Below are 25,555 nucleotides of genomic sequence, written 5' to 3'. Positions count from 1 at the left end.
TGCTTGATAATGAAAGTCCTGATTCAAATAGGCTTACACTTGTAACTCCAAAGTCTGAAAATGATGTACGATTACAAGCTACTCTTGGTAATCAGAACCCCACGGGCTTGCCCGTGGGAGCAGTCAGCATTTCAGTTTTAATGGTTTGTTTGATGGTAACTACAGCCTTTGCTTCTGGTAGCACAGAGGATACAAGAGCTTGGTTTGATGCAAACAAAATCGCAGATGCTAGTTCAAATTATGTCGCAACTAATAGAGAAGCTACACTAACTCTACAAAATGGAAAAGCTCTAGAAGCAGCTGCAGCTTATAGGGCTATCAATGGTGAGATTCTAACTAGAACAGTTAGTGGAGAAGCAGATATTTTTGCACTACTCGATACTTTTTCAGATGGCTATGTATTAACACCATTTGAGGATGATATTATCCTTCTAGATAAAAACTATATCGGCTCTGAAGATGTTAATGGTGTACAGTGCTTAGTATTTGATTGCGATATTGCTGTTTATGATAGTATTTTCTTCTATGGTAAAGAGCAAGGTGGAGAGCTACTTGGTGAAGATGAAGGCGAAACAGATGGCTCTGTAAATATTAAGGTATATATAGATAGTCAAACTCACTCAATCGTTAAGGAAGAGATCACGTATTTAGACTTACCATTCTTAACAGATTTAGAGCTAAAGCAGGAAGTAATATTTACAAATAGTAATAACATAAACGTTCCTGAAAGAATTACTACTACAGGCTCCTTCAGAGTAAGAGGCTCAAAGAATTTCGCAGTATATGATGTATATAGCTTTAAAGTAGAAGAAACTCAAAGTAATTTTAAGTATATGAAGCAATATGACCATGAATAATGTTGTAGCCAGCCTTGAATAACTCAAGGCTGGTATATATTATTCTTTCTTGATGAACACATTTACAGATACTCATTTCCACCTATTATCTATGAAGGAAAAGGGCGTAGATATCGATAATTTAGATATTTGCTACGGCATGGATATAGGAACAGATATACATGATATTAGCTTACGTCTTAGCTTAATTAAGAAATTTCCAAATATAAAATATACTATAGGTGCAGGCCCTTGGCAGCTTAGTCAAGAAGATAATATCGATTATATAGCTAGAGAAATAAAGAATGACATTATAAACAATAACCCCTCAATGCTTGGTGAAATTGGTCTAGATTATTTCCATAATTATTCAACTCATGAAAAGCAAATTATGCTATTTGAAGCTCAGCTAAGGCTTGCTAATGAGCTAAAGCTTGGTGTAGTTATTCATAATAGAGATGCAAATATAGATACTATTATCTCTCTTAAAAAGGAGAGAGTGAATAAGGGTGGTATTATACATTGCTTCTCTGCAGATAAAGAGTTTTTGTCTCAAGCTCTAGATTTAGATTTCTATATCTCCTTCTCTGGAACCTTAACCTATAAAAAAAATGATTATTTAAGAGATATATTAAAGCTTGTACCTATTGATAGATTACTCTTAGAGACAGATTCACCATATCTAGCGCCAGTTCCAGATAGAGGAAAGGTAAATAATCCTGAGAGAATAATTCATACATATAAATGTGCAAGTGAAGTTTTAGAAGTTGAGATAGATAAATTAAAAGAGATAGTCAAGAACAACTTTGATACCCTTCTTAGTAGATGAGAGAGTGTAAGGAGTAATTACCTCTCCTTTTTCTCCTTTTACTAAGCTTTTTAACATATTATCAAAATCCTCTATAACAACATATGTATCTAATAGCTCATCAATAGCTTTACCATAAATGGATGAAACAACAATTGTAAGCTCCTTACAGCGTGAGAAGATATTAATCGCAGAGGAAGGATTTAAAACTAAAAGCGTTCCTATGCTGTTTCTATCTAGCTCTGCTTTTATTTCATCTGCATTAATAAAGGATATAATATCTTGATAAGGTATTTTTAAGTCACATTTAATATCTTTGCTAAGCTCTTTTTCTTTATTATTAGATTCGTTATATAGCAAAGCTGTTTTTAGCTTTTTATCTATTTCTATTGCTTGATTCCACTTAGCTACATCATCAGATAAAAAAAGTAAATCAAAACTATTACTATTAATACTATATGTTGCACTATTATCTAAAGCTAAACCATCACTTTCAGCCTTAAGTGCTGCTATGGGTGTGAAAAAATAATAATCAGAAGCAACTACTTCAGGATATATACTCTTTTTAATTCTATATGAGGAAAATAGTCTATTATGAAAATAGTCATCTAATAATAATCTTTCTTCATTTGAGAAGATGACATTAACTTGTGGTCTAGTGAAATAATATAAAAAGAACACTGAAGCAATAAAAAATATAATTATTGTAGCAACAAGACCGATTTTTGTATTTTTCCTCACAAAAAATATAATATATCAATTGAAATCAAAAGGCAATGAATTGACCTAAAGTGTTCATAACGATAATATTATATCGAATAAAACGCAGGAGGACTATATAATATGGTCAATTATAAAGATTTAGGTCTTGTAAACACTAGAGATATGTTTGCTAAGGCAATCAAGGGCGGTTATGCTATCCCAGCTTATAACTTCAATAACATGGAGCAGATGCAGGCAATTGTACAGGCTTGTGTAGAGACAAAGAGCCCAGTTATTCTTCAGGTTTCACGCGGCGCAAGAGACTATGCTAACATCAACCTTCTTAGAAATATGGCACGTGGTGTAGTTGAATATGCTCATGAGCTTGGTTGTGATATTCCAATAGTACTCCACCTTGACCATGGTGATTCTTTCGAAACATGTAAGGATTGTATTGACAATGGTTTCTCATCTGTAATGATTGATGGTTCACACTTCCCATATGATGAAAACGTTGCTCTTACAAGAAAGGTTGTTGAATATGCACACCAGTTTGATGTAACTGTTGAAGGTGAACTCGGTGTTCTTGCTGGTATTGAGGATGAAGTTTCAAGTGCTGTAACTCACTATACAAGACCAGAGGAAGTTGAAGACTTCGTTTCAAAGACAGGTGTTGATTCACTTGCAATCTCAATTGGTACTAGCCATGGTGCAAATAAGTTCACACCAGCACAGTGCACAAGAAATGCTGATGGTATCCTTATTCCACCTCCACTCAGATTCGACATTCTTAAGGAAATCGAAGTTAAGCTCCCAGGCTTCCCAATCGTACTCCATGGTTCATCTTCAGTTCCACAGGAATATGTAAAGATGATTAACGAGCACGGTGGTGCTCTTAAGGATAGCGTAGGTATCCCAGAGGAACAGCTCAGAGAAGCTAGTAAGTCAGCTGTATGTAAGATCAATATTGACTCTGATGGTAGACTTGCAATGACAGGTACAATCAGAAGAATCTTCGATGAGAAGCCAGCTGAATTCGACCCAAGAAAGTATCTTGGACCAGCAAGAGAAGCTCTCAAGAAGATGTACATGCACAAGAATATCGATGTTCTTGGTTCTGCTGGACACGCTCTCGACTGATAAGATTATCAAGCAAAAGACAGAGACTATTTAATGGTCTCTGTTTTTTTATCATAAAAGTCGCTAAAATATACAATTACCCTTTTGACAGTAAGTAATTTACTGTGGTATATTCCTTTGTTGTGGGTTATTCCAAATCTATTATGATTATGGCTAAATTGCCAAATAGGAGTTTAATTGGCTACTAAAGATTTACGTATCAACAGGCAGATTAGAGCACATGAAGTGCGCGTGATTGATGAAAACGGTGAACAAAGAGGTGTAATGAGACTCTTTGATGCTTGCGCTCTTGCAGAAGAAGCAGGTCTAGATTTAGTAGAGGTTTCTCCAAATGCAAATCCACCAGTTTGCAAAATCCTTGACTTTGGAAAGTATCGCTATGAGCTTGAAAAGAAACAGAGAGATGCAAAGAAGAACCAAGCTGTAGTTAAAATTAAAGAGATTAGAATGCAGCCTAAAATCGATAAGCATGATCTCGAGACTAAGAGTAAGTTTATTGCAGAGTTCTTAGGTGAAGGCAATAAGGTTAAGGTATCTGTTAGATTCCGTGGTCGTGAGCTTGCACACACAGAGCTTGGTAAGGTCGTATTAGATAAGATACTTGAGATACTAAGTGAAAATGGTGTATTGTATAACTTAGATAAGCCTGCATTTATGGAAGGAAAAATGATGAGTATGCTCGTTTCTCCTGCCAAGGGTTCCAAGAAATAAGATCCGTACGGATTTTAAATAATGTAGCTTCAGGGGTTACTTGTTCCCTGCGGCGCAATAAGGATGGTTATTATGCCAAAGATGAAAACAAGAAAGAGTGCTGCAAAGCGCTACAAGGTTACCGGTTCAGGAAAGGTAGCTTACAAGAAGATGGGTCTCCGCCATATTCTCACCAAGAAGTCTTCTAAGCGTAAGATGAATCTTAGACATGCTGGAATTCTTTCAGACGTTGAAGCAAAGAAAGCTAAGACTTTGCTTCCATATGCATAAGGAGTGAGAAAAAATGCCAAGAGCAGTAGACGGAACAAAACACAAGGACAGAAGAAAGAAGATTCTCGACCAAGCTAAAGGTTATTTCGGTCGCAGAAGTACTAACTACCGTGTAGCAAAGGACGCTGTTGCAAAAGCAGGTCAGTATGCTTACAGAGGCAGAAAAGAGAAGAAGAGAGATTTCAGAAAGCTCTGGATCGCACGTATCAGTGCAGCAGTACAGGCTGAAGGTCTTAACTATTCTCAATTCATGCACGGTCTTAAACTCGCTAATATCGAGCTTAACAGAAAGGCATTATCCAACATGGCAATTGAGGATAAGGCAGCATTCTCAGCTCTTGTTAGCCAGGTTAAGTCAGTTCTCGCTTAATCAATCTCTTATAGGAGGCGGCTATGGGCTTAGTTGAAAGCAGTAGATTACTCGAACAGAAGGTTAATAAAGCAATTGCATTAATCAATCGATTGCGTTTAGATAACAGTGAATTAACTGAAAGACTTAAAATGGTAACAAACCATAATGAGGAGCTTCAGGAACTTCTTAATAAAACTTCTGCAGATACAGCTGTTATTGAGGAAGCTATCTCAGCCGCTCTTGAAAGTCTCGATGAGCTTGGTCTTGATGACCTTGGTACCTTCGGTACATTGGATTCAGATGAGCTTGAGGCTGCAGAAAACTTCACTATTGATGGAGGTTCTGCTGATGATTTCGAGACCTTTGAGAACCAAGAGCTTTGATAAAGAACTCATCTAATTAAGAGGATCACATATGTGGTCCTTTTTTTATTTACTACCTTTACCCTAACCTATCTTTTTGTTACGATATAGCTACACCAAGACAACATAATGTCTCTTGGCTCAAACTTATTTTTACGGAGACTGGAATAGAAAAGAGTGCATTGCTCCTACCTCTTAAAAATGTTTAAAGGAACAGAATCTCTCAGGCTAAACTAGGTTTCCCCCTTGAACTATCAGGTTCAAGAGTACATGGTGTCTTGGTTGTATTTTTTTTAATGAGGTAGATATCATAAGATACTCCATCTCAAAACACCCTTGTACTACCACCAGATTCCATTTGCCGACACAAATAGAATAGCATCATTCTTTTACAGCTTAGGACATCTTAGTTTTTTATAGTCTATTTATAAAAAAATTTGTATACTTCATTTCATGAGCAATTCTCGTTTAGATGAAATAAGATATATATCTCTCCCTAAATCTATGGAGAGAAAGATTGGAGACTTCCAAATTAGAAGTGATATCCAACTCCCTGTACAGGTTGTAGGCAAACAAAAAATTACTCCAGAAAATGTAACTATGGAAGCGATCGTAGCTGGTATGCTTACTATCATCGCTTATGACCCAAATAATAAATATTTTGACTACTATAGAGCCTTTGTATTTGCTGTGCAAGGTAACTGTGTTCAAGAATTGAATACTGCCGCTATAGCGAAGGAAAAGCAGAAGGATTACCCATTTGCAGAGGAGCTCTTTTTAGATGTTTATCATCTAATGCCTCAGGCAGCATCATGTATTAATCTTGCAGCCTTTTATTCAGCATGGAGCCAATATTGTAAAAAGGATAAGGATGAAAAAGGCGAAGACTTTTATTTAAATAAGGCACTTACAACCCTAGAAGAGGGCTTAGAGAAATTTGGTGAGGATGAAAATATTCTCGCTGAGCTTGGAAGCTTAAATACATACCTTGGAAATCTTGATGAAGCTGAGGGCTTTCTCTCAAGATATTTAGCTGTAGCAACTGAAGGTGAAAAGAAGCAAAAGCTAAAGAAGATGTATAAGGATGTAAAAATGCAGCTTGATAGTGACCTTGAAATAAAGCAAGCCTATGATTTCATGATGCTTGATGAAGAGGATAAGGCCTTAACTGTCATTGAAAAGTTTATTGAGAAAAATCCTAAGCTTTGGCACGGACACTTTATTAAGGGCTGGGCATTAAGAAAGCTCAAAAACTATGTTGAAGCTGAAAAAGCCTTACTTAAGTGCTTAGAGTTAGGAGAGAGTAATCCTGATATATATAATGAGCTATCTATTTGTTCATTAGAAAATGGAAATAGAGATTTAGCTAAAAACTATCTTGATATCGCTGTTGATATGGATCATGATAACTTTACTCTAATTTCAAATTTGGCATTCTTACATCTTCAAGATGAAGAGTTTGATGAAGCTAAGGAGTGGTTAGAGAAAGCTCGCTTAATTGCACCTGAGGATAGACAGCTAAAATACATGATGGAAGAGTATACATCAAAGACAGGTGAAACCTTTGGTGATTTAATCCAAGAAGAAATTGTTCATAATCTTACAAAGGATAACGCAGACAAATATAGCGTCAAGGATTTGAACGAAGAACACGAGTGTCACTGTCATGATGATGAACACGAGTGTCACTGTCACGATGATGAGCATGAGTGTCATTGTCATGACAAGGAGGAATAATGGTTTTTCAATCTAAAAGTGAAAAAGAAACTAAGGAACTAGGAAAGAAACTATCTTTAGCAATTCCTAAGGGTTCAGTTATTTCCTTAAGAGGTTCCTTAGGAGCTGGAAAAACTGTTTTTGCAAAAGGCTTTGCAGAAGGCTTAAACATAACAGAAGCAATAGTAAGCCCTACCTTTACATTAGTACAGGAGTATGATGGAAGGTACAAAATGTACCATTTAGATTTATACCGTCTAAGTGGTGAGGATGAATTTGAATCAATGGGTGGAGAGGATTTTCTATATCCAGATGGTGTTACTCTAATTGAATGGAGTGAAAAGATAGAGGATATGCTCCCTGATACAACCATTTATATTAACATTACTATTGCAGAAGACTTAACTAGAGAAATAGAAATTAGAGGGATAGAATTATGAAGGTACTTGCAGTAGATACATCTACTTCGGTTCTTCACATAGCATTACTTTGTGAAGATAATCTTGATGTACGAATGATAAAAGCCGATGGGCAACACTCAGAGGAGCTATTAACAGAAATTAAGAAAATTCTCAATGATTCTAACTTAACTTTTGAGGATCTTGATTTACTTGTATCTACTAGAGGACCTGGTTCATTTACATCTCTAAGAATTGGTTTTGCAACACTAAAGGGTATTTCTCTAGCTTTAAATAAGCCACTTGTTTCTGTTCCAACTCTAAAAGCAATTTCAGAAGCGATTCCAAATAGTAATGATATTGTCATAAGTGTATTAGATGCTAAAAAGAAGCGCTACTATATTGGCCTTTACAAGGAAGGAAAAACAATAGCTGAAATAGATGGTAATGCTGAGGATATCTTAGATTACGTCAAAGACGAAGATATACTTGTCATTACAGGTCCTGATGCAACTACCTTTTCTAGTAAATTAGGTAAGCTCTTAAATCAAGATATAAAAATAGTTGTTGATGATCAATGCTATAGACCATTAGGTGGTGTTCTTATTAAATTAGGTTTAGACCAATATAATAGTATTGGTGAAGATGATATTGGACAGGGTCCTGTATACATTAGAAGAAGTGATGCAGAGGAAGCACTATTAAAGAAGCTTGAAGGTGAGGAAAACAAATGAAAGATGTGATCATTATTGGAGCAGGAGCAGCAGGTCTTACAGCTGCTACATATTCTTTAAGATATGGTCTTGATACCTTGGTTATTGAAAGCATGGCTCCAGGTGGTCAATTAATGTACATCGATAAAATAGAGAACTATCCATCACTCTCCCCTACTTCAGGCTTTGCTCTTGCAGACATGCTACAAAAGCAAGCAGAAAGCTTTGGTGCAGAGATCATTTATGACCTTGTTACCTCAATAGAAAAGGAAGATGATCATTTTTCTGTGCTCTGTAGTAGTAAATCATACAAAGCTAAGGCTGTAATCATTGCTACAGGAGCAACACATAAAAAGCTTTCTGTTGAGGGTGAAGATAAATATGAAGGACATGGAGTAAGCTACTGCGCGACATGTGACGGACCATTTTTCAAAGGAAAAGATGTATGTGTCGTTGGTGGTGGAGATAGTGCTTTAACAGAGGCATTATATTTATCAAAGATTGCAAATAGCGTTAAATTAATTCATAGACGTGATACCTTTAGAGCTCAAGAAATTTTAGTAAAGCGAGTAAAGGAAGATAAAAATATATCTTTATTACTAAATAGAAATATTAAGAAAATTGTTGGTGCTGACGGAAAGGTTAATTCTGTCATTTTAGATGATGATAGTACAATCCAAACAGATGGTGTTTTCATTTTTGCTGGTATCAAAGCTAACTCAGAGCCTTTCAAAGCTCTATTAGAGTGTGATGAACAGGGCTTTATTATTACAGATGATAAGCTTAACACATCTATTAAAGGTATATTTGCAGCAGGAGACGTTAGAAATACCTACCTAAGGCAGGTAGTAACTGCAACAGGTGATGGCGCACTTGCTTCCTTTATGGCAGAAAAATACATATCAAGAACTTAATTTTCTTATCTGATTTTTCTCTAAAAAATTTATAAAGCTTCAATTTGTAAAACTTTTGTTTGAATAAAGCTCTAAACAAAAGCTTTTATAAGCTAATAGAAATTTGACTTTTAAAGCGAAAAGAAGCTATATTTTGCACATTTAAAATTAAACTAATTTATAAGCTATAAAGGCTCAATAACAAAGCGATTGGGCCTTTATTATCGTTTTTTAGAGATTTTTTTCCTTGACTTACAACATTACCTATTGTGTAATTTAACTATGAACATTTTAATGCTTACTTCTGAAACAGTACCATTTTCTAAGTCCGGTGGATTGGCTGATGTCGTTGGTGCTCTTTCTTCGTCTCTTAATAAATTAGATAATTCTGTAAAGGTAATGATGCCTTTATATGGCTTTATTGATAGAAAAGGATTTAAAAAGGAGAGAACTCTCTCTATACCAGTTTTATCAAAGGAAGAATCTGTTACCATTCTTGTTAAGAAGGTTCAAAAGGTTGAATATCTAGCTGTTGAGCATCCTCTTTTCTCTGAAAGACAGGGAATTTATGGAGATACCTCCTTTACACCTTACAGTGATAATGCTTATAGATTTTTATTACTATGTAAAGCAGCTATTGAATATATCAAAGCTAGTGATTGGAAAGCAGATATACTCCATGCACATGACTGGACTGCAGGTCCTGCAATGTATCTTGCAAAGGCTGCAAAATTAAAAGTAAAGACTGTATTTACTATCCATAATCTTGCATATCAGGGTGATTTCTCAAGATTTGATTTACTTTCATCTGGTATTACTCCAACTGAAAAGATGCTATCCGGTGGTGGACTTGAGAAAAGATTTAACATGCTTAAAACTGGCCTTGAGTATGCAGACCACATTACAACTGTATCACCTACATATGCAAAGGAGATACAATCAAATGAGCAAGGCTGTGGCTTAGATTATCTCTTAAAGGCTCGTTCATCTAGCTTATCTGGTATTTTAAATGGTATCGATAAGACAGAGTGGAACCCAGCTAAGGATAAATTCTTTAGTGAACACTTCAGCGTTAAGAAGCAAAGCGGTAAGAGCGAATTAAAGCTTAAAGCTCAAGCAATGTTCAATCTTAAGCAGGATGCAAACATTCCTCTAATCGGTATGATTAGTAGAATTGCAGAGCAGAAGGGATTTCATGAATTATTAGATGATGATGTTCCAGCTCTTGAGCAGATAGCTAGAGAAAAGAAGTGTCAGTTTATTATCATCGGAACTGGTGATAAAAGATATGAAGAAAAATTGAAGGATATTGGAGCTCGATATGATAACGTAAGTGTTAATATCGTATTTTCACAGGAGCTATCACACATAGTTGAAGGTGCTTGTGATTTCTTCCTTATGCCTTCACGCTATGAGCCTTGTGGCTTAAATCAGATGTATTCACTAGTTTATGGTACCTTACCTATTGCACATAGGACAGGTGGACTAGCAGATAGCATCATAAATGTTAATGAAGATATTATAAATGGAAATGGATTTTTATTTGATGAATTATCTCCAAATTTAATTTATAAGATTGTTAACCAGGCTTTATCATTCTATAATGATAAAGAACATTTTAATATTGCAAGAACAAATGCTCTTAAGAGTGATTTTTCTTGGGATGATAGTGCAGAAGAATATATAAAGATATATGGTAAACTACTTGGAGGTGCAAAATGAAAAGTAAGGGAAAAAAGAAAAAAGCTATCGCTATTATTTTAGGTGGTGGTAGAGGTACTAGACTTTATCCATTAACAATGGATAGATCAAAGCCAGCTGTTCCATTCGCAGGTAAATATCGTCTTGTTGATATTCCTATCTCAAACTGCTTGAACAGTGGTATTAATCAGATTTATGTTTTGACACAGTTTAATACAGCATCATTACATAACCATATTGTAAACACATATCAGTTTGATCAGTTCTCTGGTGGATTCGTTGAGATTCTTGCTGCAGAGCAGACATACACATCTGAAAGCTGGTATCAGGGCACAGCTGATGCTGTAAGAAAGAACTTAAAGCATTTCCATGATCAGAATGCTGATTACTACATCATTCTCTCAGGTGACCAGCTCTATTCTATGGATTTCAGAGATATGCTCGCAAGACATATTGAGACAGGTGCTGAATTAACAATTGCAGCTAAGCCTATTTCAAGATCTGAAGCTACTGGACTTGGTATCATCGGAGCAGATGAAGATGGTATGATCAAGAGCTTCTATGAAAAGCCAGCTAGCGATATGGATATCTCAGCTTATCGCGTTCATGAAAGCTTCATGCAGAAGGAATTAAACAAGAAGGTTGATGCTTCTAACGAATATCTTGCAAGTATGGGTATTTATATCTTCAATGCAAAGGCAATGGAAGAGATGCTCAACAATGACTTCACAGATTTCGGTAAGGAAATCATTCCTGAAGTAATTAAGACAAGACCAGTTGCAGCATATCTCTTTGATAGCTTCTGGGAAGATATCGGAACAATTAAGGCATTCTATGAATGTAACCTTAATCTTGCTTCTATTGCTCCTCAGTTCAACTTCTACAATGAAGAGATGCCTATCTACACACATAGAAGACACCTTCCTGCTACAAAGATGAACTTCTGTAACATCTCTTATTCTCTCGCAAGTGAGGGTTCAATCATTACTAATGCTTACATTGTTAACTCAATCGTCGGTGTTAGAACAATTATTGAATCTGGTGCTTCTCTTGATGGTGTATATTGCATGGGTGCAAGCCACTATGAGACAGAGGAAGAGAGAGCTGAAAACGCTAGAAAGGGAATTCCAAACATTGGTATTGGTAAGGGAACAATCATCAGAAGAGCTATTATCGACCAGAACGTAAGAATTGGTGATGGTTGTAGAATTGGTATCGATGATATTCCACGCCCAGAAGGCGACTTTGAAATGTATTCTATCCATGATGGAATAATTGTTATAAACAAGAACGCTGTAATTAAGTCAGGTACTGTAATCTGATCACACTCACAGGGTTAAGAAAAAACTGTTCTCTATAGGCCGAGTAATCTCGGCCTTTTCTATTTAAGAGGGACAAAAAAATCCACGGTTATTAGCCGTGGAATAGTTAAAAATCTAATAATTTTAACAGATTCTATGAATCCAGCCCTCTGGAGCCTCAATCTCACCCATTTGAATACCTGTAAGAGTCTCTCTAAGCTTAGAGATAACTGGTCCCATCTCTTCCATACCAGATGCGAACTTAATATCTCCATCCTTAGTGTGAACAAGACCAACAGGAGAAATAACTGCTGCAGTACCGCAAAGACCACATTCAACGAAATCCTTAACCTCATCAAATCTAACAGGTCTTTCTTCAACCTCTAAGCCAAGATAGTCCTTAGCAACAATCATTAATGATCTTCTTGTAATAGAAGGAAGAATTGTATCAGACTTAGGAGTAACAACCTTATTATCCTTTGTAACAAATAAGAAGTTTGCACCACCTGTTTCCTCAACATATGTTCTTGTACCTGAGTCAAGATACATGTTTTCATTGTATCCAAGACTATGTGCTTTTTCACCAGCATAAATACTCATTGCATAGTTAAGACCAGCTTTAATATTACCTGTTCCATGTGGAGCAGCTCTATCATAATCAGAGAGTAAAAGCTTAATTGGCTTTACACCGCCCTTAAAGTAAGGACCTACTGGAGTACAGAACATTCTAAATTCATATTCAGGAGCTGGTTTAACACCAATTACAGGACCTGAACCATAGATAAATGGTCTTACATAAAGTGTTGCACCACTACCAAATGGAGGAACGTAATCAATATTAGCTTTAATTAATTCATCGAGAGCCTTTAAAAAGTCTTCCTTGCTGATTTCAGGCATAATAAGACGACGACATGTGCTCTGGAGTCTATCAGCATTTAAATCAGGACGGAAAGCAACAACATGGCCATCCTTTGTTCTATATACCTTTAAGCCCTCGAAGCCTGTCTGTGCATATTGTAAAACACCAGCACATTCACTAATTGTAACCTCTGCTTTATCTGTGAGACCACCTTCATCCCACTTTCCATCTTTCCAAGCTCTAGTATAGCGATAATCGGTTTTAATATAACCAAAGCCTAAGCTAGACCAATCAATATCCTTAGCCATAATAGCACCTCTTTTTAATAGTAAACTATATAAAATATAAGATTTTAGGGTTTATTGTACAAGTGTTATATCTTAAATTAACCCCTTCTCTATTAGCTTATTTATTAGCATTAAATCGGAAGGCACCATTTCTAAAGTGAGTAATTCCTCTTTAGAGACATATTTTATTTCTGAATGAACAGATAATCTAAAGCTATTATCTAATAAAGAAACTCTATATGCCTTTAAATGGTATAAGGTATCGTTATTAACAAAATCAACACCATCAAGATATTCACCTACCTCAACCTTAACACCAAGCTCCTCATCAAACTCTCTAATTAAGGTCTCCTCTTCACTCTCATGGTATCGATTTTTTCCACCAACAAATTCCCAAAGGCCACAGGTTTTAGCTCCTACACTTCTTTTCGCAACTAAAACTTTTTTACACTCTAATACAATTCCACATGTAGTAATTCTTTCATTCATTAACAATTATATTAGCACACAATTTGGAAGCATAAAATGAAAACATGAAATAGCTAATAAAATTAGGCCTCGAGTCTTTCCCTTTCCATACAAAGTTGCGTCCCCAATTCTTGCTTCCTTTAATGATGGATAGTAAATTGATGCTAAGAAGAGTGCTATAGCAGGGATAAGGTCTCCAAGGAAACGAGGTCCTGGAGAGGAAGGAAATAATAAATTCAATACTCCTAGTACTATACCAAAGAGAAAGAAAAATACTCTTAGCTTTATAGAGCTGAGTAAAATATGACGATATCTAATCATAAAGGTTAGATACTCTCTATATGATTCAATAAGAAGAAAAAAGGCAGTTAATGTCAAATAAAATATTGTTAGAAAATATATTTGCACTATCTAATTCTCCCAACCTCATCAATAAGCTCCTCACATGTGAAGAAGCCAAAGCGCTCATGTGCACTACGTCCTGCTAATGAGTGTAGTAATACACCCTGTATTGGATCCTTTAGACAAGCAATAAGGCCAGCTAAAACATCTCCAGAGCCAGCAACTCCTAAAGCAGGATTAGGCTCATTTAAAAAGTAAAACATCCCCTTTTGATAAATAATAGTAATACTACTCTTTAAAACAATTGTTGCACCCTTTAAAGCTTTACTTACTGCTATAAGGCTAGTAAGAGTATTAGAGCTGTCGATATTTAAGGTAGCTAATAAAGCTCTGAATTCTCCTAAATGAGGTGTAATAATAATATTGCTATTATCAGAAATAGCATTACAATTTTCACCTAAAAGCTTAATTGCACCTGCATCAACAACGACACACTTTGAATTAAACAAGTTTATAAGCTTTATAACCTCTTCTCCACTAAGGTCGGTAAGCCCTGGTCCAATTAGTAAGCTATCATAGCTATTTGAGCTTTGTAAATCTTCAAACTTTTTAACAATAGGAGAGAGATTTTCATTTGCAACTACTTCATATATTTCAGGAGAAGTAAAGACTGTAACAAGCCCTGCACCACATTTAAAGACAGCTCTTTCTGAGAGTCTTACGGCCCCGCTATACTCCTTACTTCCCCCAACAATTGCAACGTGTCCCTTCTTGTTCTTATACTCTCTATCATCAATTTTTCTTAAATTAATATCACTATAAGAAATTCTCCTGTAATTATCTGATAAAGAAATACTAGTAAGTGGAAAGGAAGGGTTTAATGTTGTAATTTTTCCAACATAGTTAATATTACTACCAATATAAAAAGCTACCTTTTCATAGCCAAAGGTTATTGTTTCATTTGCTTTAACACAATATGAATTACCATCCTCCTTTAAACCAGAGGGACAATCGATACTAATTATATAATTTGCTTTATTAATACCATCAACTATATTTCTTTTTTCTTGTGATAACTCACCACTAAAGCCAACACCAATTAACCCATCAACAATAAGCTCTGAGTCAAGATTATCTGTAAAAGGTATTTCTAAAGCCTTACAAATATCATATTGAACCTTATTTTCTTTACTTTGATGACCTGGAACAAAGTAAATATTTATATTTTTTATTCCATCGCAGTAAGCCATTCTAGCTACAGCTAAACTATCGGCACCATTATTTCCACTTCCAGCAACAAAAATAGTAAGCTTACTATTAATAAGTTTATCCTTAATAGCTGAATAAAAGCATCTAGCTGCACTTTCCATTAAGCTAAGGGAAGGTATTAAATATTTTTCCTGACTTAAGATATCTAATTCTTTTGCACTTTTATAGGTGATAAGATTATTCATATTTAAGAATTTACAACCTTTTTTATCATTATAAAAGAGATTGACTTATTCTTATCATTACTCTAAGCTTTTTTTGTCCGGGGTGGCTAATATTGCCTGAGATTATACCCGTTACCTGATCTGGATAATACCAGCGTAGGGAGCGCGTCTGATTTAATCCCGTGGCAGATTTATTTATGGAGGTGCTTTAAATGAAGAAGCATTGTTTTACATTGGTAATTCTGGCACTACTTGCTTGCTCACTTTTTGCAAAGGGTGCTGCAGAAACTATCGCAAAAGAAAATAGCAATGAGCTTACACTCTACTGCTATGACACATTCGCATCTGAATGGGGTTCAGGTCCTACACTCATTCCACTATTTGAGGAAAAGACTGGTATTAAGGTTAATGTTATTAGCACAGGTAATGCAGTTGAAATGCTTAACAAAGCTATTCTTGAAGGTGATAACTGCCCTGCAGATTTAGTTATGGGTATTTCAGATGATACAGCATCAAAGGCATATAGCTCAGGTCTTTTTGCTTCCTATGAGTCCCCTGTTCTCAAGGACATTGATGAGGATTTAATTTTCGATAAGGAATATAGATTACTTCCTTTTGACTACGGTGCATTTGCATTTGTATATGATTCAGAGAGTGGTATCGAGGTGCCAACCTCATTAGAGGATTTAAAGAAGGATATTTATAAGGATAAAATTATTTTAATTGATCCAAGAACAAGCTCTGTTGGTATGGGTCTATTAATTTGGACTATCGAAGTATATGGCGAGGACTACCTTGATTGGTGGAAGGCAGTAGGTAAGAATGCTCTTACTATTGCAGATGGTTGGTCATCAGCATATGGACTATTTACAGAGGGTGAAGCACCAATCGTACTTTCATATACAACTAGCCCTGTTTACCATGTTCTTTGGGAAGACACAACAAGATATCAGGCATTAGTATTTGATGAAGGTCACTCTACAACTATTGAGTCAATTGGTATTTTAAAGAATGCTAAAAACAGAGCTAATGCAGAAAAGTTTATCGACTTTATCTTAACCGAGGGACAGAAGGAAACAGCTATTGCAAATTCTATGTACCCAGTAAATAAGAATACAGAGCTTCCTTCAGCATATGATTACGCTCCAGTTCCTAAGCTATTACACTTAGATTCAGAGGTAATTGCTCAGAATCTAGAAAAATGGTTAAATGAATGGACAGAGGCAATGGTTAATTAACGAATGGTAAAAACGTGTAGAAACTACTATAAAATAAGTTCAATTCTAGCAAGAATAATACTTTTAATAGTATTTCTTTTACCACTTTGTTTTACTTTATCAAGGGCTTTTTTTACAAGCGAGGGCTTTACCTTAAATCTTGTAAAGGAAGCCTTTACTTCATCCTATAACTATAAAATATTAGCTTTTACTATAGAGGAATCTGTATATTCAGCAATAATATCAATATTAATTGCGCTTCCTGGAGCTATTCTATTTTCTACATATGACTTTAAGGGGAAAAAAATAATATTATCCCTAGCATCCCTATGCTTTGTACTACCATCAATTTTAGTAGTTCTTGGCTTTGTAATATTTTATGGAAATAATGGAATATTAAATAAAATATTAAAAGCAATATTTTCTTCTAATGAGCCTGTAATTAAAGTTCTTTATTCATTTAAAGCAATTATATTAGCTCATGCCTACTTAAACTTCCCTATCGCACTAACTCAGCTTACAACATATATGAGTAATATCTCTAAAGATCAAGAGTACTCATCACAGCTACTAGGTGCATCTAAGCTTAAAACCTTTTTTTCAATCACTCTTGTAAGAATATTACCTTCTCTAATATCATCATTTCTTTTGATATTCCTATATTGCTTTACCTCATTTTCAATTATTTTAATCTTAGGTGGTGGTCCTGAGTTTACTACATTAGAGGTAGAAATATATAGAACTAATAATATAGTTGGAAATAGTACTAAGGCAGCAGCTCTATCTGTTTTCGCACTACTATATAATATTATAATTGTCGTTTTATGTATTATAGCTAGTAAAAGAGTTAAAACAGTTGAAGGTGTAAAGAGAGACCACTTAAGGAAGGTAAAGAGCTTATCAACGAAAGTTATACTATTTATATATATTACTCTCCTACTGATATTTATATTAAGACCAATGCTTGGAGTTATTTATCGCTCATTTGTATCAACCTCAAATAGACTGGGAACTGGTTTTTCATTTAGGTCATACCAAGAATTATTTGGCATAAAAACTAGTGTTTCATCGATGAAGGATGCTTTTAAGGCGCTCTTAAATAGTCTTATCATAGGCTTTTCAAGTGCATTTTTTGCAACCCTTCTTTCATTAAAGCTTTCACTTTATATTACTAGAATGAAAAGCTCATTAGGTGAGATTTGCTCTATGCTACCAATGATGGTTTCATCTGTTACTGTAGCTTTGGGCTTTACATTAGTTAGAGCAAAAATACCAGTTAGAGGTGTTTTTGTTTCATATATATTTATAATGCTAGCTCACTTTGTAATCATTCTTCCCTTTGCTCTTAGAACAATTCTTCCTGCAGCAAGAGCTATCGATGAAAATATTTTATACTCCTCATATTTACTTGGAGCCTCAACTAGAAAAGCCTCAAAGAGTGTCGAGATACCACTTTTAAGAAATGTAGTTATAAAGGCCTTCAGCTTTTCTTTTGCTCTATCAATTGGAGAAATAAATGCAACTATGACGCTATCAGAGGGAAAGATTACAACCTTACCACTTTTACTATATAGATTAATTAATTCATATAACTACCAGGGTGCATGCGCAGTAGGTAGTATCTTAATATTAATAGCTCTAATTGTTTTCTTTATATCAGAGCTCATCGGAGGCAAAAATGGAAAAACTGAGAGCTGATGGACTAAAGGTTAAATATAAGAATTTTAATTTAGACCTTTCATTTACTCTTGAGGAGGGTGAATTTGTCTCAATCATTGGTCCCTCTGGATCAGGAAAGAGCACTGTATTATCGATATTAGCAGGCTTAAATGAGACCTTTGAGGGTAAGCTTTTATTAAATGGGAAGGATATTACTAAAGCAAAAATTCAAGATAGAAATATGGCAATGGTCTTCCAAAACTATTCCTTATTTTCAAATATGAATGTTGAGAAAAACGTTGCATATGCTTTAAAGATTCAAAAGAAAAGTAAAAAAGAAATTGCAAAAGATGTAAAAGACTTACTAAGCTTAGTTGGCTTAGAGGGATATGAAAAGAGAAAGGTAACAACACTATCTGGTGGTGAAGCTCAAAGAGTTGCATTAGCGAGAGCGCTAGCTAAGAAGCCTGAAATTCTTTTATTAGATGAACCTCTATCAGCATTAGATGCAGCACTGAGAAAAAAGCTTAAAGGAGAATTAAGAAGAATTCATGACTCTCGGGATAACATGACTACAATATATGTAACTCATGATAGAGAGGAAGCCTTCAGCATCTCCGATAGAATAATAATTATGAAGGATGGAAAGATAGAAGCTACAGGTACTCCTGAAGAGCTATATAATAACCCACCTACACTATTTACAGCCCTCTTTACAGGAGAAGGAACTATTTTAACTCCAAGCTCCTTTGGTCTAGAAACTAATGAGGTTGATAAAATCTTCTTCCGCCCTGAGAGTGTTATTGTTAAAGATGGAAAATTCTGGGGTGATATTAATCAATATGTCGTTTTAGAGAATGCAGAAGTACTTTCTATCGACTATCTTGGTTCAAGATATTTATTAATGTTATCTCATGAAGGTCATCAATTACTTGCAGAAAGTGAAACTAAACCTAATAATAAATATATAAATGCATACATTAGAAAAAATGGTATGAAATTTTATAAAAACGATTACTTGGTTTAGGGGGATAAGTATTTGAAACGGCTTATTTCAATAATTTCACTTCTACTTATTACAGCATCACTTTATGCATCATTATCACTATCTACTACCGCAGGTGTAGACTTAGTTCACTCCTTTTTATTTAAAGAGGAAATAACCTTTAGAAGTGCTGGTACCTTCGGATTAAGAGTTGATTTCCCTACCTGGCCAAAGAGCTCCTTCTACATTAATCCCTACGTAAGAGGAGACTTTACAACTCATACCTTGACCTTTAATAATACACGACTCGTTGGTTCCTTTGCAGGAGCTGCAGGTCTAAATGCAAATATTAGAATAAAAAAGAGCTTAGATTTATCTCTATATGCAGGAATTGTTTTTGGCTACTACAGAACTGTTCCATTTCCTGAAATAATTTGGCAACAAGCTACTAATAATAGTAAAACACTTACATTTATTGCTGTTGAGGCAGGCTCCTCACTTATTTTTAAATTTGATAGCGTAAAGCTCTATCTTGGATCCTTATTAAGATACCAAAGAGATAGCATGCATGTAATTGCTCACGTAGGAATTGGTCTTGAAAATGGAGCTTACTGATGAAAAAATTATTACTTATTATATTAGCAACTTTAATTATATTAACTAGCTGTGAATTAACAACTAAACAAAATAATAGTCAAAGAAATGTATATCTAATTTCTTTAGCTCTTAACTATGAAACTTCTAATCATAGTTTAAACTATACTCTTAATGACCAAGAAGGTATTTTTACTGAGATAAAATACTTATCTCATGACACAAGCTCCCCATTTAACTACTATTTATTAACTGAGGATGGAACAAAACTTACAATAAATGAAAATGGAAATATAGCAGAAGAAGCTATTAGCTTTTTTGCTCCATCAAATAAAATAAAGGATTTAGTTCTCTCGAAGCTTAGTACCTACTCAGCTAGTATGGATGAAAATGATATTCTTGTATTCCATTACTCTGGTCATGGAATTGAGGATGGAGGCTTAGTATATCATATTCAGGAGCTTGATAATAATAATACTGGACATAAGCATAACGTATTAACAATTTCAAATGATGACCTTGTGAATGCAATAAAAGGGTATAAGGGTGTTAAGCTCTTACTTTTAGATAGCTGCTATTCAGGTGTTCACTATAATGAAATTGCAAATGAATATAATAAGAGTTCAATTAAATATCTTTTTGAAGCACCTCAGCTAAGAAGAAATATATTTACACTTACTGCTTCCTCTTCAACAGAGTTAGCTGAAGAATTATCGGGATATGGACAATTATCAAAATGCTTTTTAGAAGCTTTAGGATTTAATACATCTACAAAAATGCCTGGAAGAAGATATAGTAAGCTATGGTTTAGTGAGCTAGTAACATATGTTCAAAAATATATAACTAGCCTACAGCATCCACAGGGTAATGAAATAAAGGACTTTATCCTCTTCTAAAGTGCGTTTTGCGATTTTTTTAATTTTTATCTCTATTATTAATAGAGGTAAAATTTATGAAAAAAATATTTTTATTTACTGTTTTATTCATTTTCATTTCACTACCTGTATTTTCAATTAATTATTCAGGTGGTGTAAAGGCAAGCTTTGGTCAATCTGTATTAAAGAATCGATCATTAAACTATGAATCTGATTTAAGAGAAGCTTTAAGGTGTGAATTACAGCTAGAGCCCGCATCATTTATAGTTTCTAATTTTGATATAGGAATATATCTCCAGCTTTCCTATCAAGGAGATACCAATATCAATAATTACGCAAAGCTAATTGGATATACAGCTTTATCACTTGGTTTAACCACATCCTATTACATTACTGATTGCTATACGATAGGCTTAATGCTAGGTACAGGCTATTCGATTACAAATAAGCTTATGATAGGAAGTGCCTTTTTAGAGTGCAGATTATCAAATTCATATTTCATTACTAAAAATGTTAGCTTATCGCTTAATTGTGGACTTATCTATAAAAAGGAACGCTTTGAGATACCATTCACCTTTTCTATCGCCTATAAGCCATTTATAAAGGAGCGCTGATATGCTAATAGTACTAATCTTATCAATAATCTTTTTAACATCATGCTGCTTTAGCCCTACAAATATTCAAAGTGATATTTATCTAGTATCTGTTGCCTTTGATTACGATAAAATGGGTGTTAATACATTGAGTGGAACCTTAAATGACCAGGAAGCAATTATTAACCAAATTGATTACCTTGCAGAGCAAAGTAAGAGGAATATTTATTCCTATCAAATTACTCAAAAGGGTAATAATATTTTATATCGATATTACACAAAGCAAAGTAGAGGGGAAGAGATCGAAGTTATTAAGGATATAAGCTTAAACAATATAAAGAATGAAATTCAAAATATTTTTACAACCTTAGGGAGTAAGAAAAATGATTTAATTATCTTCTTCTATGCAGGTCATGGTCTAAGCTCATCAGAAAAGGAACGCTTAGGAGCCTTAGTGCTTGGAGATATCTCAGCACTTTCAGTTGACTCCAATTCATATAAATCGAGAATCTATTTTCTAGAAGAGCTAAGATATGATTTTTCTCAGGTTACTGGGAACAAGGTTATTTTTATCGACTCATGCCACTCTGGCGCAATAGTAAAAAATGATATAGTTGATAAATCAACCGATATAAAAGATTCATATCAAAATTTATTTGCTACTTATGAGAGTAGAAATGATTTAGTTTGGGAGCTAAGCGCATGTACTGCTGATAGCCTTGCATATGAGAATGAGGAGACACAGGATAGCAAGGCACATGGGAAATACACTAAGGAGTTATTAGAATATCTAGGGTATAATTTTTATGCAGAACAGGTAGAGGGACCGGGAATGCCTTATTCCAAGCAGCTATCTGTTATAGATGCTTGGAAATATATAAATGATAAGTTTAAAAGGATAGGAAAGCAAACACCTGTAACCTCAGTAACAGAGAGAGATTTAGTGCTGTTTACTTTTTAAGACTCTAAGAACTTTCCACTCTTAATACTTTCTATTTCATCTCTTATAACAGCAGCTTTCTCAAATTCAAGGCTTTCAGCAAGAGTTCTCATCTCTTTCTCGAGAGCCTTGATATATTTATTTCTACCGCTTTGAGTTAATAGATTATAGCCAGAGCGCTCTATCTTCAAATCCTCCTTTTGAGCCTCACACTTATCAACCTTCTCACTTTCAATTAAATCAGAGATAGCTTTCTTAATAGTTTGAGGTGTAATACCATGCTCTATATTGTACTGGCTTTGGATCTCTCTTCTATGCTCTGTTTCAACAATAGCTTCTCTCATTGCATCACTCATTTGGTCTGCATACATGATTACTCGCCCTTCACTATTTCTAGCAGCACGACCAATTGTTTGAATAAGAGAGGTAGCAGAGCGTAAGAATCCAATTTTATCTGCATCTAATATTGCAACTAATGATACCTCAGGAAGGTCTAAGCCCTCTCTAAGAAGGTTAATACCAACTAAAACATCAAATACACCAAGTCTTAAATCACGAAGAATTTCAGCACGCTCTATTGTCTCAACCTCACTATGAAGATATCTTACCTTTAAGCTTAAGCCCTCCATATATGAGGTTAAGTCTTCAGCCATTTTCTTAGTAAGAGTTGTAACTAGAACTCTATCACCCTTAGCAATAGTCTTTCTAATTTCACCATATAAATCCTCCATTTGGCCCTCTGTTGCACGAATCTCAATAACAGGATCTAAAAGTCCAGTTGGTCTAATTAACTGCTCAACAATTTGAGTACTCTCCTCCTTTTCTCTGTTACCTGGAGTTGCACTTACATATATCCTTTGGCCAACAATTTTATCAAACTCATCATATTTAAGAGGTCTATTATCGAGTGCTGAAGGAAGTCTAAAACCATAATTAACTAGATTTGTCTTTCTAGATCTATCGCCCTCATACATTGCACCAATTTGAGGTATAGTAACATGAGACTCATCGATAAAGCAGAGAAAATCAGATGGGAAATAATCAAGCAGGACTGCAGGTCTTTCACCAGCCTTTCTACCAGCTAATTGCCTTGAGTAGTTCTCAATACCTGAGCAGTGTCCTACCTCCTTAATCATCTCAATATCATACTCAACTCTACTCTTTAGTCTCTCAGCCTCAAGGTGTCTGCCCTGAGACAAAAAGAACTCAACCTGGTCAGCTAATTCATTCTCAATTCTACCAATTGCTTGGTCTATCGCACTCTTTGGCATAACAAACTGCTTAGCAGGATAGAGTGTAATATCATTTACCTTCTCTAGCTTTTCTAGAGATACAGGATCAAACCACTCTAAGGATACTATTTCATCCCAATCAAGAGTAATTCTAAATGCACTCTCTAAATATGCAGGATAAACCTCTATGATATCACCTCTTACTCTAAAGGAGCCGCGAGTTAATACTAAATCATTTCTCTCATAGAGCATTCTAACTAATTGCTCTAATTCACTTTTGTGATCAAATATTTCACCAACATGAAATGAGTGAATCATATCTCTTAAGGAGACAGGATTACCAAGACCATATATACAGCTTACAGTTGCAACAACGATAACATCTCTTCTTTCCATAAGAGAAAAGGAAGCAGAGAGTCTTAATCTATCGATTTCATCATTAATATCTGTTTCCTTCTCAATATATAAGTCCTTACCAGGTACATAAGCCTCTGGCTGATAATAATCATATGTTGATACAAAGTACTCTACAGCATTCTCAGGAAAGAATTGCTTAAACTCTCGATAAAGCTGTGCAGCTAGCGTTTTATTGTGGCTTAAAATTAGAGTTGGTCTTTGGATTTTTTCAATAATTTTAGCCATAGTAAAGGTCTTACCCGAGCCGGTAACACCCTTAAGAGTTTGAGCTCTATCACCAGCTAAAATACCATTTGCAAGCTTTTCTATAGCTGGCCCCTGGTCTCCTGAGGGCTCATATGGAGCAACTACCTTAAAGGGCTTTGAAACCCCGTTAGCACCCACATGTATATTAACGATACTCTCTCCACCCCAAGAGGCATTTGGTATATTTTCACTCATCTAATAATCCACCTACTATTTTCTTCACTTCTCATTGTAAGAACAACATCCTTAATTAGGAGTGTATTCCCATTTCGATAAACCTTTATATCGACCTTATCTTCACTCTTATGGCTACCTAAAACAGCTAAGTAATCACTATAGCCCGTTATACTCTTTCCATCGATTTCAGTAATAATATCTCCACCAAGATATATTATCGATTGTCCATATTGAACCTTCTCAGAGCCACCCTTTAAGCCTGCTCTATCTGCACCACCAGAAGGTACAACCTGAGAAATTAAAACACCCTGATCAAAATCAAGCTTTAAGTACTCGGCAATTTGACTATTTAGCTCAACAGCTAAAACATCTAGCCAACCACGATTTACACTTCCACTTTTAATTAATGATGTAGCAACATCAAGCACAGTCTCTAAAGGAAGAGCAAAGGATAGTCCTTGGTTTTCTCCACTAGTTGAATAAATCGCTGTATTTAAGCCAATCATCTCACCTCTACTATTTAATAGAGGACCACCACTATTTCCTGGGTTAATAGCTGCATCTGTTTGAATCATATTAGTTAAAGGTAGCATACTAGATGTATAAACTAATCTCGAAAGCCCCGATACTACACCAACACTCATAGACCAGGAGTAGCCATATGGAGAACCAATTGCTATAGCCTTCTGACCGATATTAAGCTGTCCCGAATACATCTCGAGAGGTACATATTTTCTATCTATTTTCTCAAGCTTTATTACTGCTATATCTGTTAAGGAATCAACACCAATAAGAGTTGCATTAACACTCGTTCCATCGTAGAGATTTACACTAATATCCTTTCCTGAGCCTACTACATGGCCATTAGTTACAGCATATCCCTCACTAGAAATTATTACTCCACACCCACTAATTGATGATGAAAGACTCTTATCCTGTACAATTTCAATAACACTTGCCTTAGCCTTATCAAAGGCTCTCATATTTTCCTTCTCTTCAAGAGAATATGACCAAGAGGAATCATCCTCAAATAGGACAACTCCATCCTCTGTATAAAATATTCCCTTCAAAGGAACACCTGCTAAGCTTAAAAGAGCTTCCTCCCCACCCTTGCTTGCTACCTTACTTAGCTCTCTTCTTAGCTCATCTATTTTCTTTTCTTCATTAAGCTTAGAGGTCCAAAACAATAGTAGAGATAAAATTGTTACTATCGCAATTAGTAATGCACATACTAATACAATTCTAGAAATATTCTTTCTATTCACTTTTCACCTTCATTAGCAGAATAAGTCAAGAATACATTTAAAGGCAATAACTAAAAAATATTT

General features: G+C 35.0%; 27 protein-coding genes and 1 riboswitch. Of the genes, 20 read left to right on the top strand and 7 right to left on the bottom strand.

The features are described from left to right. Positions 1–857: hypothetical protein (locus tag FYJ80_RS11675; RefSeq protein WP_206360902.1), on the top strand; the 857-nt coding region annotated here is incomplete at its 5' end. Positions 858–909: 52 nt separating this feature from the next. After that, on the top strand, positions 910–1,665 hold the full coding sequence (locus tag FYJ80_RS01250) for a TatD family hydrolase (protein WP_154424307.1): 756 nt from the start codon (positions 910–912) through the stop codon (positions 1,663–1,665). Here the strand turns inward: FYJ80_RS01250 and FYJ80_RS01245 are convergent. Continuing rightward, positions 1,618–2,385 carry a hypothetical protein gene (locus FYJ80_RS01245; RefSeq protein WP_154424306.1) on the bottom strand — a complete coding sequence of 256 codons (768 nt, stop codon included), beginning with the start codon at positions 2,383–2,385 and terminating at the stop codon, positions 1,618–1,620. The genes FYJ80_RS01250 and FYJ80_RS01245 overlap by 48 nt on opposite strands. A gap of 102 nt (positions 2,386–2,487) precedes the next feature. Here FYJ80_RS01245 and FYJ80_RS01240 point away from each other — a divergent pair, with 102 nt between their 5' ends. The 11 genes from FYJ80_RS01240 to FYJ80_RS01190 all read left to right on the top strand — a co-directional run bounded on the left by FYJ80_RS01240 (position 2,488) and on the right by FYJ80_RS01190 (position 11,924). Then, complete coding sequence (locus FYJ80_RS01240; RefSeq protein ID WP_154424305.1) at positions 2,488–3,486, top strand: class II fructose-bisphosphate aldolase; 999 nt, start codon at positions 2,488–2,490, stop codon at positions 3,484–3,486. A 177-nt stretch (positions 3,487–3,663) separates the two neighbouring features. Then, positions 3,664–4,197, top strand: coding sequence for a translation initiation factor IF-3 (gene infC, locus FYJ80_RS01235; RefSeq protein ID WP_154424304.1), 534 nt, complete (start codon positions 3,664–3,666; stop codon positions 4,195–4,197). Between the two features lie 72 nt (positions 4,198–4,269). Then, complete coding sequence (rpmI, locus tag FYJ80_RS01230) at positions 4,270–4,467, top strand: 50S ribosomal protein L35 (RefSeq protein WP_154424303.1); 198 nt, start codon at positions 4,270–4,272, stop codon at positions 4,465–4,467. 13 nt (positions 4,468–4,480) lie between these two features. Continuing rightward, positions 4,481–4,837 carry a 50S ribosomal protein L20 gene (gene rplT, locus FYJ80_RS01225; protein WP_154424302.1) on the top strand — a complete coding sequence of 119 codons (357 nt, stop codon included), beginning with the start codon at positions 4,481–4,483 and terminating at the stop codon, positions 4,835–4,837. A 23-nt stretch (positions 4,838–4,860) separates the two neighbouring features. Beyond that, positions 4,861–5,202 carry a hypothetical protein gene (locus tag FYJ80_RS01220; RefSeq protein ID WP_154424301.1) on the top strand — a complete coding sequence of 114 codons (342 nt, stop codon included), beginning with the start codon at positions 4,861–4,863 and terminating at the stop codon, positions 5,200–5,202. Between the two features lie 432 nt (positions 5,203–5,634). After that, entirely contained in the window at positions 5,635–6,918 is a 1,284-nt protein-coding gene (locus FYJ80_RS11670; RefSeq protein WP_206360901.1) for a tetratricopeptide repeat protein, read from the top strand. Continuing rightward, a complete protein-coding gene (tsaE, locus tag FYJ80_RS01210; protein WP_154424300.1) occupies positions 6,918–7,337 on the top strand; it encodes a tRNA (adenosine(37)-N6)-threonylcarbamoyltransferase complex ATPase subunit type 1 TsaE in 420 nt (139 codons plus the stop codon). Before FYJ80_RS11670 ends, tsaE begins: the two co-directional genes overlap by 1 nt. Next, a complete protein-coding gene (tsaB, locus tag FYJ80_RS01205) occupies positions 7,334–8,029 on the top strand; it encodes a tRNA (adenosine(37)-N6)-threonylcarbamoyltransferase complex dimerization subunit type 1 TsaB (protein ID WP_154424299.1) in 696 nt (231 codons plus the stop codon). The genes tsaE and tsaB overlap by 4 nt, the downstream gene beginning before the upstream one ends. Then, a complete protein-coding gene (trxB, locus tag FYJ80_RS01200; protein ID WP_154424298.1) occupies positions 8,026–8,922 on the top strand; it encodes a thioredoxin-disulfide reductase in 897 nt (298 codons plus the stop codon). Before tsaB ends, trxB begins: the two co-directional genes overlap by 4 nt. A gap of 261 nt (positions 8,923–9,183) precedes the next feature. After that, entirely contained in the window at positions 9,184–10,623 is a 1,440-nt protein-coding gene (locus FYJ80_RS01195; protein WP_154424297.1) for a glycogen synthase, read from the top strand. Next, entirely contained in the window at positions 10,620–11,924 is a 1,305-nt protein-coding gene (locus tag FYJ80_RS01190) for a glucose-1-phosphate adenylyltransferase (protein ID WP_154424296.1), read from the top strand. Before FYJ80_RS01195 ends, FYJ80_RS01190 begins: the two co-directional genes overlap by 4 nt. A gap of 123 nt (positions 11,925–12,047) precedes the next feature. On the opposite strand, the gene FYJ80_RS01185 is transcribed toward FYJ80_RS01190, so the two are convergent. The 4 genes from FYJ80_RS01185 to FYJ80_RS01170 all read right to left on the bottom strand — a co-directional run bounded on the left by FYJ80_RS01185 (position 12,048) and on the right by FYJ80_RS01170 (position 15,313). Next, positions 12,048–13,070: a branched-chain amino acid aminotransferase gene (locus FYJ80_RS01185; protein ID WP_154424295.1), complete on the bottom strand. Its 1,023-nt coding sequence runs from the start codon at positions 13,068–13,070 to the stop codon at positions 12,048–12,050. 72 nt (positions 13,071–13,142) lie between these two features. Continuing rightward, positions 13,143–13,538 carry a (deoxy)nucleoside triphosphate pyrophosphohydrolase gene (locus FYJ80_RS01180; RefSeq protein ID WP_154424294.1) on the bottom strand — a complete coding sequence of 132 codons (396 nt, stop codon included), beginning with the start codon at positions 13,536–13,538 and terminating at the stop codon, positions 13,143–13,145. A gap of 6 nt (positions 13,539–13,544) precedes the next feature. Next, positions 13,545–13,925 carry a hypothetical protein gene (locus FYJ80_RS01175; protein ID WP_154424293.1) on the bottom strand — a complete coding sequence of 127 codons (381 nt, stop codon included), beginning with the start codon at positions 13,923–13,925 and terminating at the stop codon, positions 13,545–13,547. Next, positions 13,925–15,313, bottom strand: coding sequence for a bifunctional ADP-dependent NAD(P)H-hydrate dehydratase/NAD(P)H-hydrate epimerase (locus tag FYJ80_RS01170; RefSeq protein WP_154424292.1), 1,389 nt, complete (start codon positions 15,311–15,313; stop codon positions 13,925–13,927). The genes FYJ80_RS01175 and FYJ80_RS01170 overlap by 1 nt, the downstream gene beginning before the upstream one ends. 68 nt (positions 15,314–15,381) lie before the next feature. Next, a riboswitch (TPP riboswitch) is annotated at positions 15,382–15,473 on the top strand. Positions 15,474–15,504: 31 nt separating this feature from the next. Here FYJ80_RS01170 and FYJ80_RS01165 point away from each other — a divergent pair. Genes FYJ80_RS01165 through FYJ80_RS01135 form a run of 7 tightly spaced genes read left to right on the top strand, consistent with a single transcriptional unit; the run spans position 15,505 to position 22,176 of the window. Beyond that, positions 15,505–16,530 carry a thiamine ABC transporter substrate-binding protein gene (locus tag FYJ80_RS01165; protein WP_154424291.1) on the top strand — a complete coding sequence of 342 codons (1,026 nt, stop codon included), beginning with the start codon at positions 15,505–15,507 and terminating at the stop codon, positions 16,528–16,530. Between the two features lie 3 nt (positions 16,531–16,533). After that, positions 16,534–18,207, top strand: a complete 1,674-nt coding sequence (locus FYJ80_RS01160) for an ABC transporter permease (RefSeq protein WP_154424290.1) — start codon at positions 16,534–16,536, stop codon at positions 18,205–18,207. Further along, positions 18,188–19,195 (top strand): ABC transporter ATP-binding protein, encoded by a 1,008-nt coding sequence (locus tag FYJ80_RS01155; RefSeq protein ID WP_154424289.1) that lies wholly within the window; start codon positions 18,188–18,190, stop codon positions 19,193–19,195. Before FYJ80_RS01160 ends, FYJ80_RS01155 begins: the two co-directional genes overlap by 20 nt. Before the next feature lie 12 nt (positions 19,196–19,207). Beyond that, positions 19,208–19,768, top strand: a complete 561-nt coding sequence (locus FYJ80_RS01150) for a hypothetical protein (protein ID WP_154424288.1) — start codon at positions 19,208–19,210, stop codon at positions 19,766–19,768. After that, a complete protein-coding gene (locus FYJ80_RS01145; RefSeq protein ID WP_154424287.1) occupies positions 19,768–20,643 on the top strand; it encodes a caspase family protein in 876 nt (291 codons plus the stop codon). The genes FYJ80_RS01150 and FYJ80_RS01145 overlap by 1 nt, the downstream gene beginning before the upstream one ends. A 56-nt stretch (positions 20,644–20,699) precedes the next feature. Further along, positions 20,700–21,236, top strand: a complete 537-nt coding sequence (locus FYJ80_RS01140; protein ID WP_154424286.1) for a hypothetical protein — start codon at positions 20,700–20,702, stop codon at positions 21,234–21,236. Position 21,237: 1 nt separating this feature from the next. Beyond that, entirely contained in the window at positions 21,238–22,176 is a 939-nt protein-coding gene (locus FYJ80_RS01135) for a caspase family protein (protein ID WP_154424285.1), read from the top strand. Here FYJ80_RS01135 and uvrB read toward each other — a convergent pair. Next, positions 22,173–24,245 carry an excinuclease ABC subunit UvrB gene (uvrB, locus tag FYJ80_RS01130; protein ID WP_154424284.1) on the bottom strand — a complete coding sequence of 691 codons (2,073 nt, stop codon included), beginning with the start codon at positions 24,243–24,245 and terminating at the stop codon, positions 22,173–22,175. The genes FYJ80_RS01135 and uvrB overlap by 4 nt on opposite strands. After that, positions 24,242–25,492, bottom strand: coding sequence for a S1C family serine protease (locus tag FYJ80_RS01125; protein WP_154424283.1), 1,251 nt, complete (start codon positions 25,490–25,492; stop codon positions 24,242–24,244). The genes uvrB and FYJ80_RS01125 overlap by 4 nt, the downstream gene beginning before the upstream one ends. Between the last annotated feature and the right edge of the window lie 63 nt (positions 25,493–25,555).

Origin of the sequence: Bullifex porci (assembly GCF_009695635.1) — a bacterium.
In the GTDB taxonomy this organism is placed as follows: domain Bacteria; phylum Spirochaetota; class Spirochaetia; order Sphaerochaetales; family Sphaerochaetaceae; genus Bullifex; species Bullifex porci.
The sequence above is the reverse complement of the archived record's forward strand: the minus strand, read 5'-3'. Positions and strand labels throughout refer to the sequence as shown.

Coding starts and splice junctions, on each gene's coding strand:
- FYJ80_RS01250 (WP_154424307.1), top strand. CDS start 910: ATGAACACATTTACAGATACTCATTTCCACCTATTATCTATGAAGGAA.
- FYJ80_RS01240 (WP_154424305.1), top strand. CDS start 2,488: ATGGTCAATTATAAAGATTTAGGTCTTGTAAACACTAGAGATATGTTT.
- rpmI (WP_154424303.1), top strand. CDS start 4,270: ATGCCAAAGATGAAAACAAGAAAGAGTGCTGCAAAGCGCTACAAGGTT.
- rplT (WP_154424302.1), top strand. CDS start 4,481: ATGCCAAGAGCAGTAGACGGAACAAAACACAAGGACAGAAGAAAGAAG.
- FYJ80_RS01220 (WP_154424301.1), top strand. CDS start 4,861: ATGGGCTTAGTTGAAAGCAGTAGATTACTCGAACAGAAGGTTAATAAA.
- FYJ80_RS11670 (WP_206360901.1), top strand. CDS start 5,635: ATGAGCAATTCTCGTTTAGATGAAATAAGATATATATCTCTCCCTAAA.
- tsaE (WP_154424300.1), top strand. CDS start 6,918: ATGGTTTTTCAATCTAAAAGTGAAAAAGAAACTAAGGAACTAGGAAAG.
- tsaB (WP_154424299.1), top strand. CDS start 7,334: ATGAAGGTACTTGCAGTAGATACATCTACTTCGGTTCTTCACATAGCA.
- trxB (WP_154424298.1), top strand. CDS start 8,026: ATGAAAGATGTGATCATTATTGGAGCAGGAGCAGCAGGTCTTACAGCT.
- FYJ80_RS01195 (WP_154424297.1), top strand. CDS start 9,184: ATGAACATTTTAATGCTTACTTCTGAAACAGTACCATTTTCTAAGTCC.
- FYJ80_RS01190 (WP_154424296.1), top strand. CDS start 10,620: ATGAAAAGTAAGGGAAAAAAGAAAAAAGCTATCGCTATTATTTTAGGT.
- FYJ80_RS01185 (WP_154424295.1), bottom strand. CDS start 13,070: ATGGCTAAGGATATTGATTGGTCTAGCTTAGGCTTTGGTTATATTAAA.
- FYJ80_RS01180 (WP_154424294.1), bottom strand. CDS start 13,538: ATGAATGAAAGAATTACTACATGTGGAATTGTATTAGAGTGTAAAAAA.
- FYJ80_RS01170 (WP_154424292.1), bottom strand. CDS start 15,313: ATGAATAATCTTATCACCTATAAAAGTGCAAAAGAATTAGATATCTTA.
- FYJ80_RS01165 (WP_154424291.1), top strand. CDS start 15,505: ATGAAGAAGCATTGTTTTACATTGGTAATTCTGGCACTACTTGCTTGC.
- FYJ80_RS01160 (WP_154424290.1), top strand. CDS start 16,534: ATGGTAAAAACGTGTAGAAACTACTATAAAATAAGTTCAATTCTAGCA.
- FYJ80_RS01155 (WP_154424289.1), top strand. CDS start 18,188: ATGGAAAAACTGAGAGCTGATGGACTAAAGGTTAAATATAAGAATTTT.
- FYJ80_RS01145 (WP_154424287.1), top strand. CDS start 19,768: ATGAAAAAATTATTACTTATTATATTAGCAACTTTAATTATATTAACT.
- FYJ80_RS01140 (WP_154424286.1), top strand. CDS start 20,700: ATGAAAAAAATATTTTTATTTACTGTTTTATTCATTTTCATTTCACTA.
- FYJ80_RS01135 (WP_154424285.1), top strand. CDS start 21,238: ATGCTAATAGTACTAATCTTATCAATAATCTTTTTAACATCATGCTGC.
- uvrB (WP_154424284.1), bottom strand. CDS start 24,245: ATGAGTGAAAATATACCAAATGCCTCTTGGGGTGGAGAGAGTATCGTT.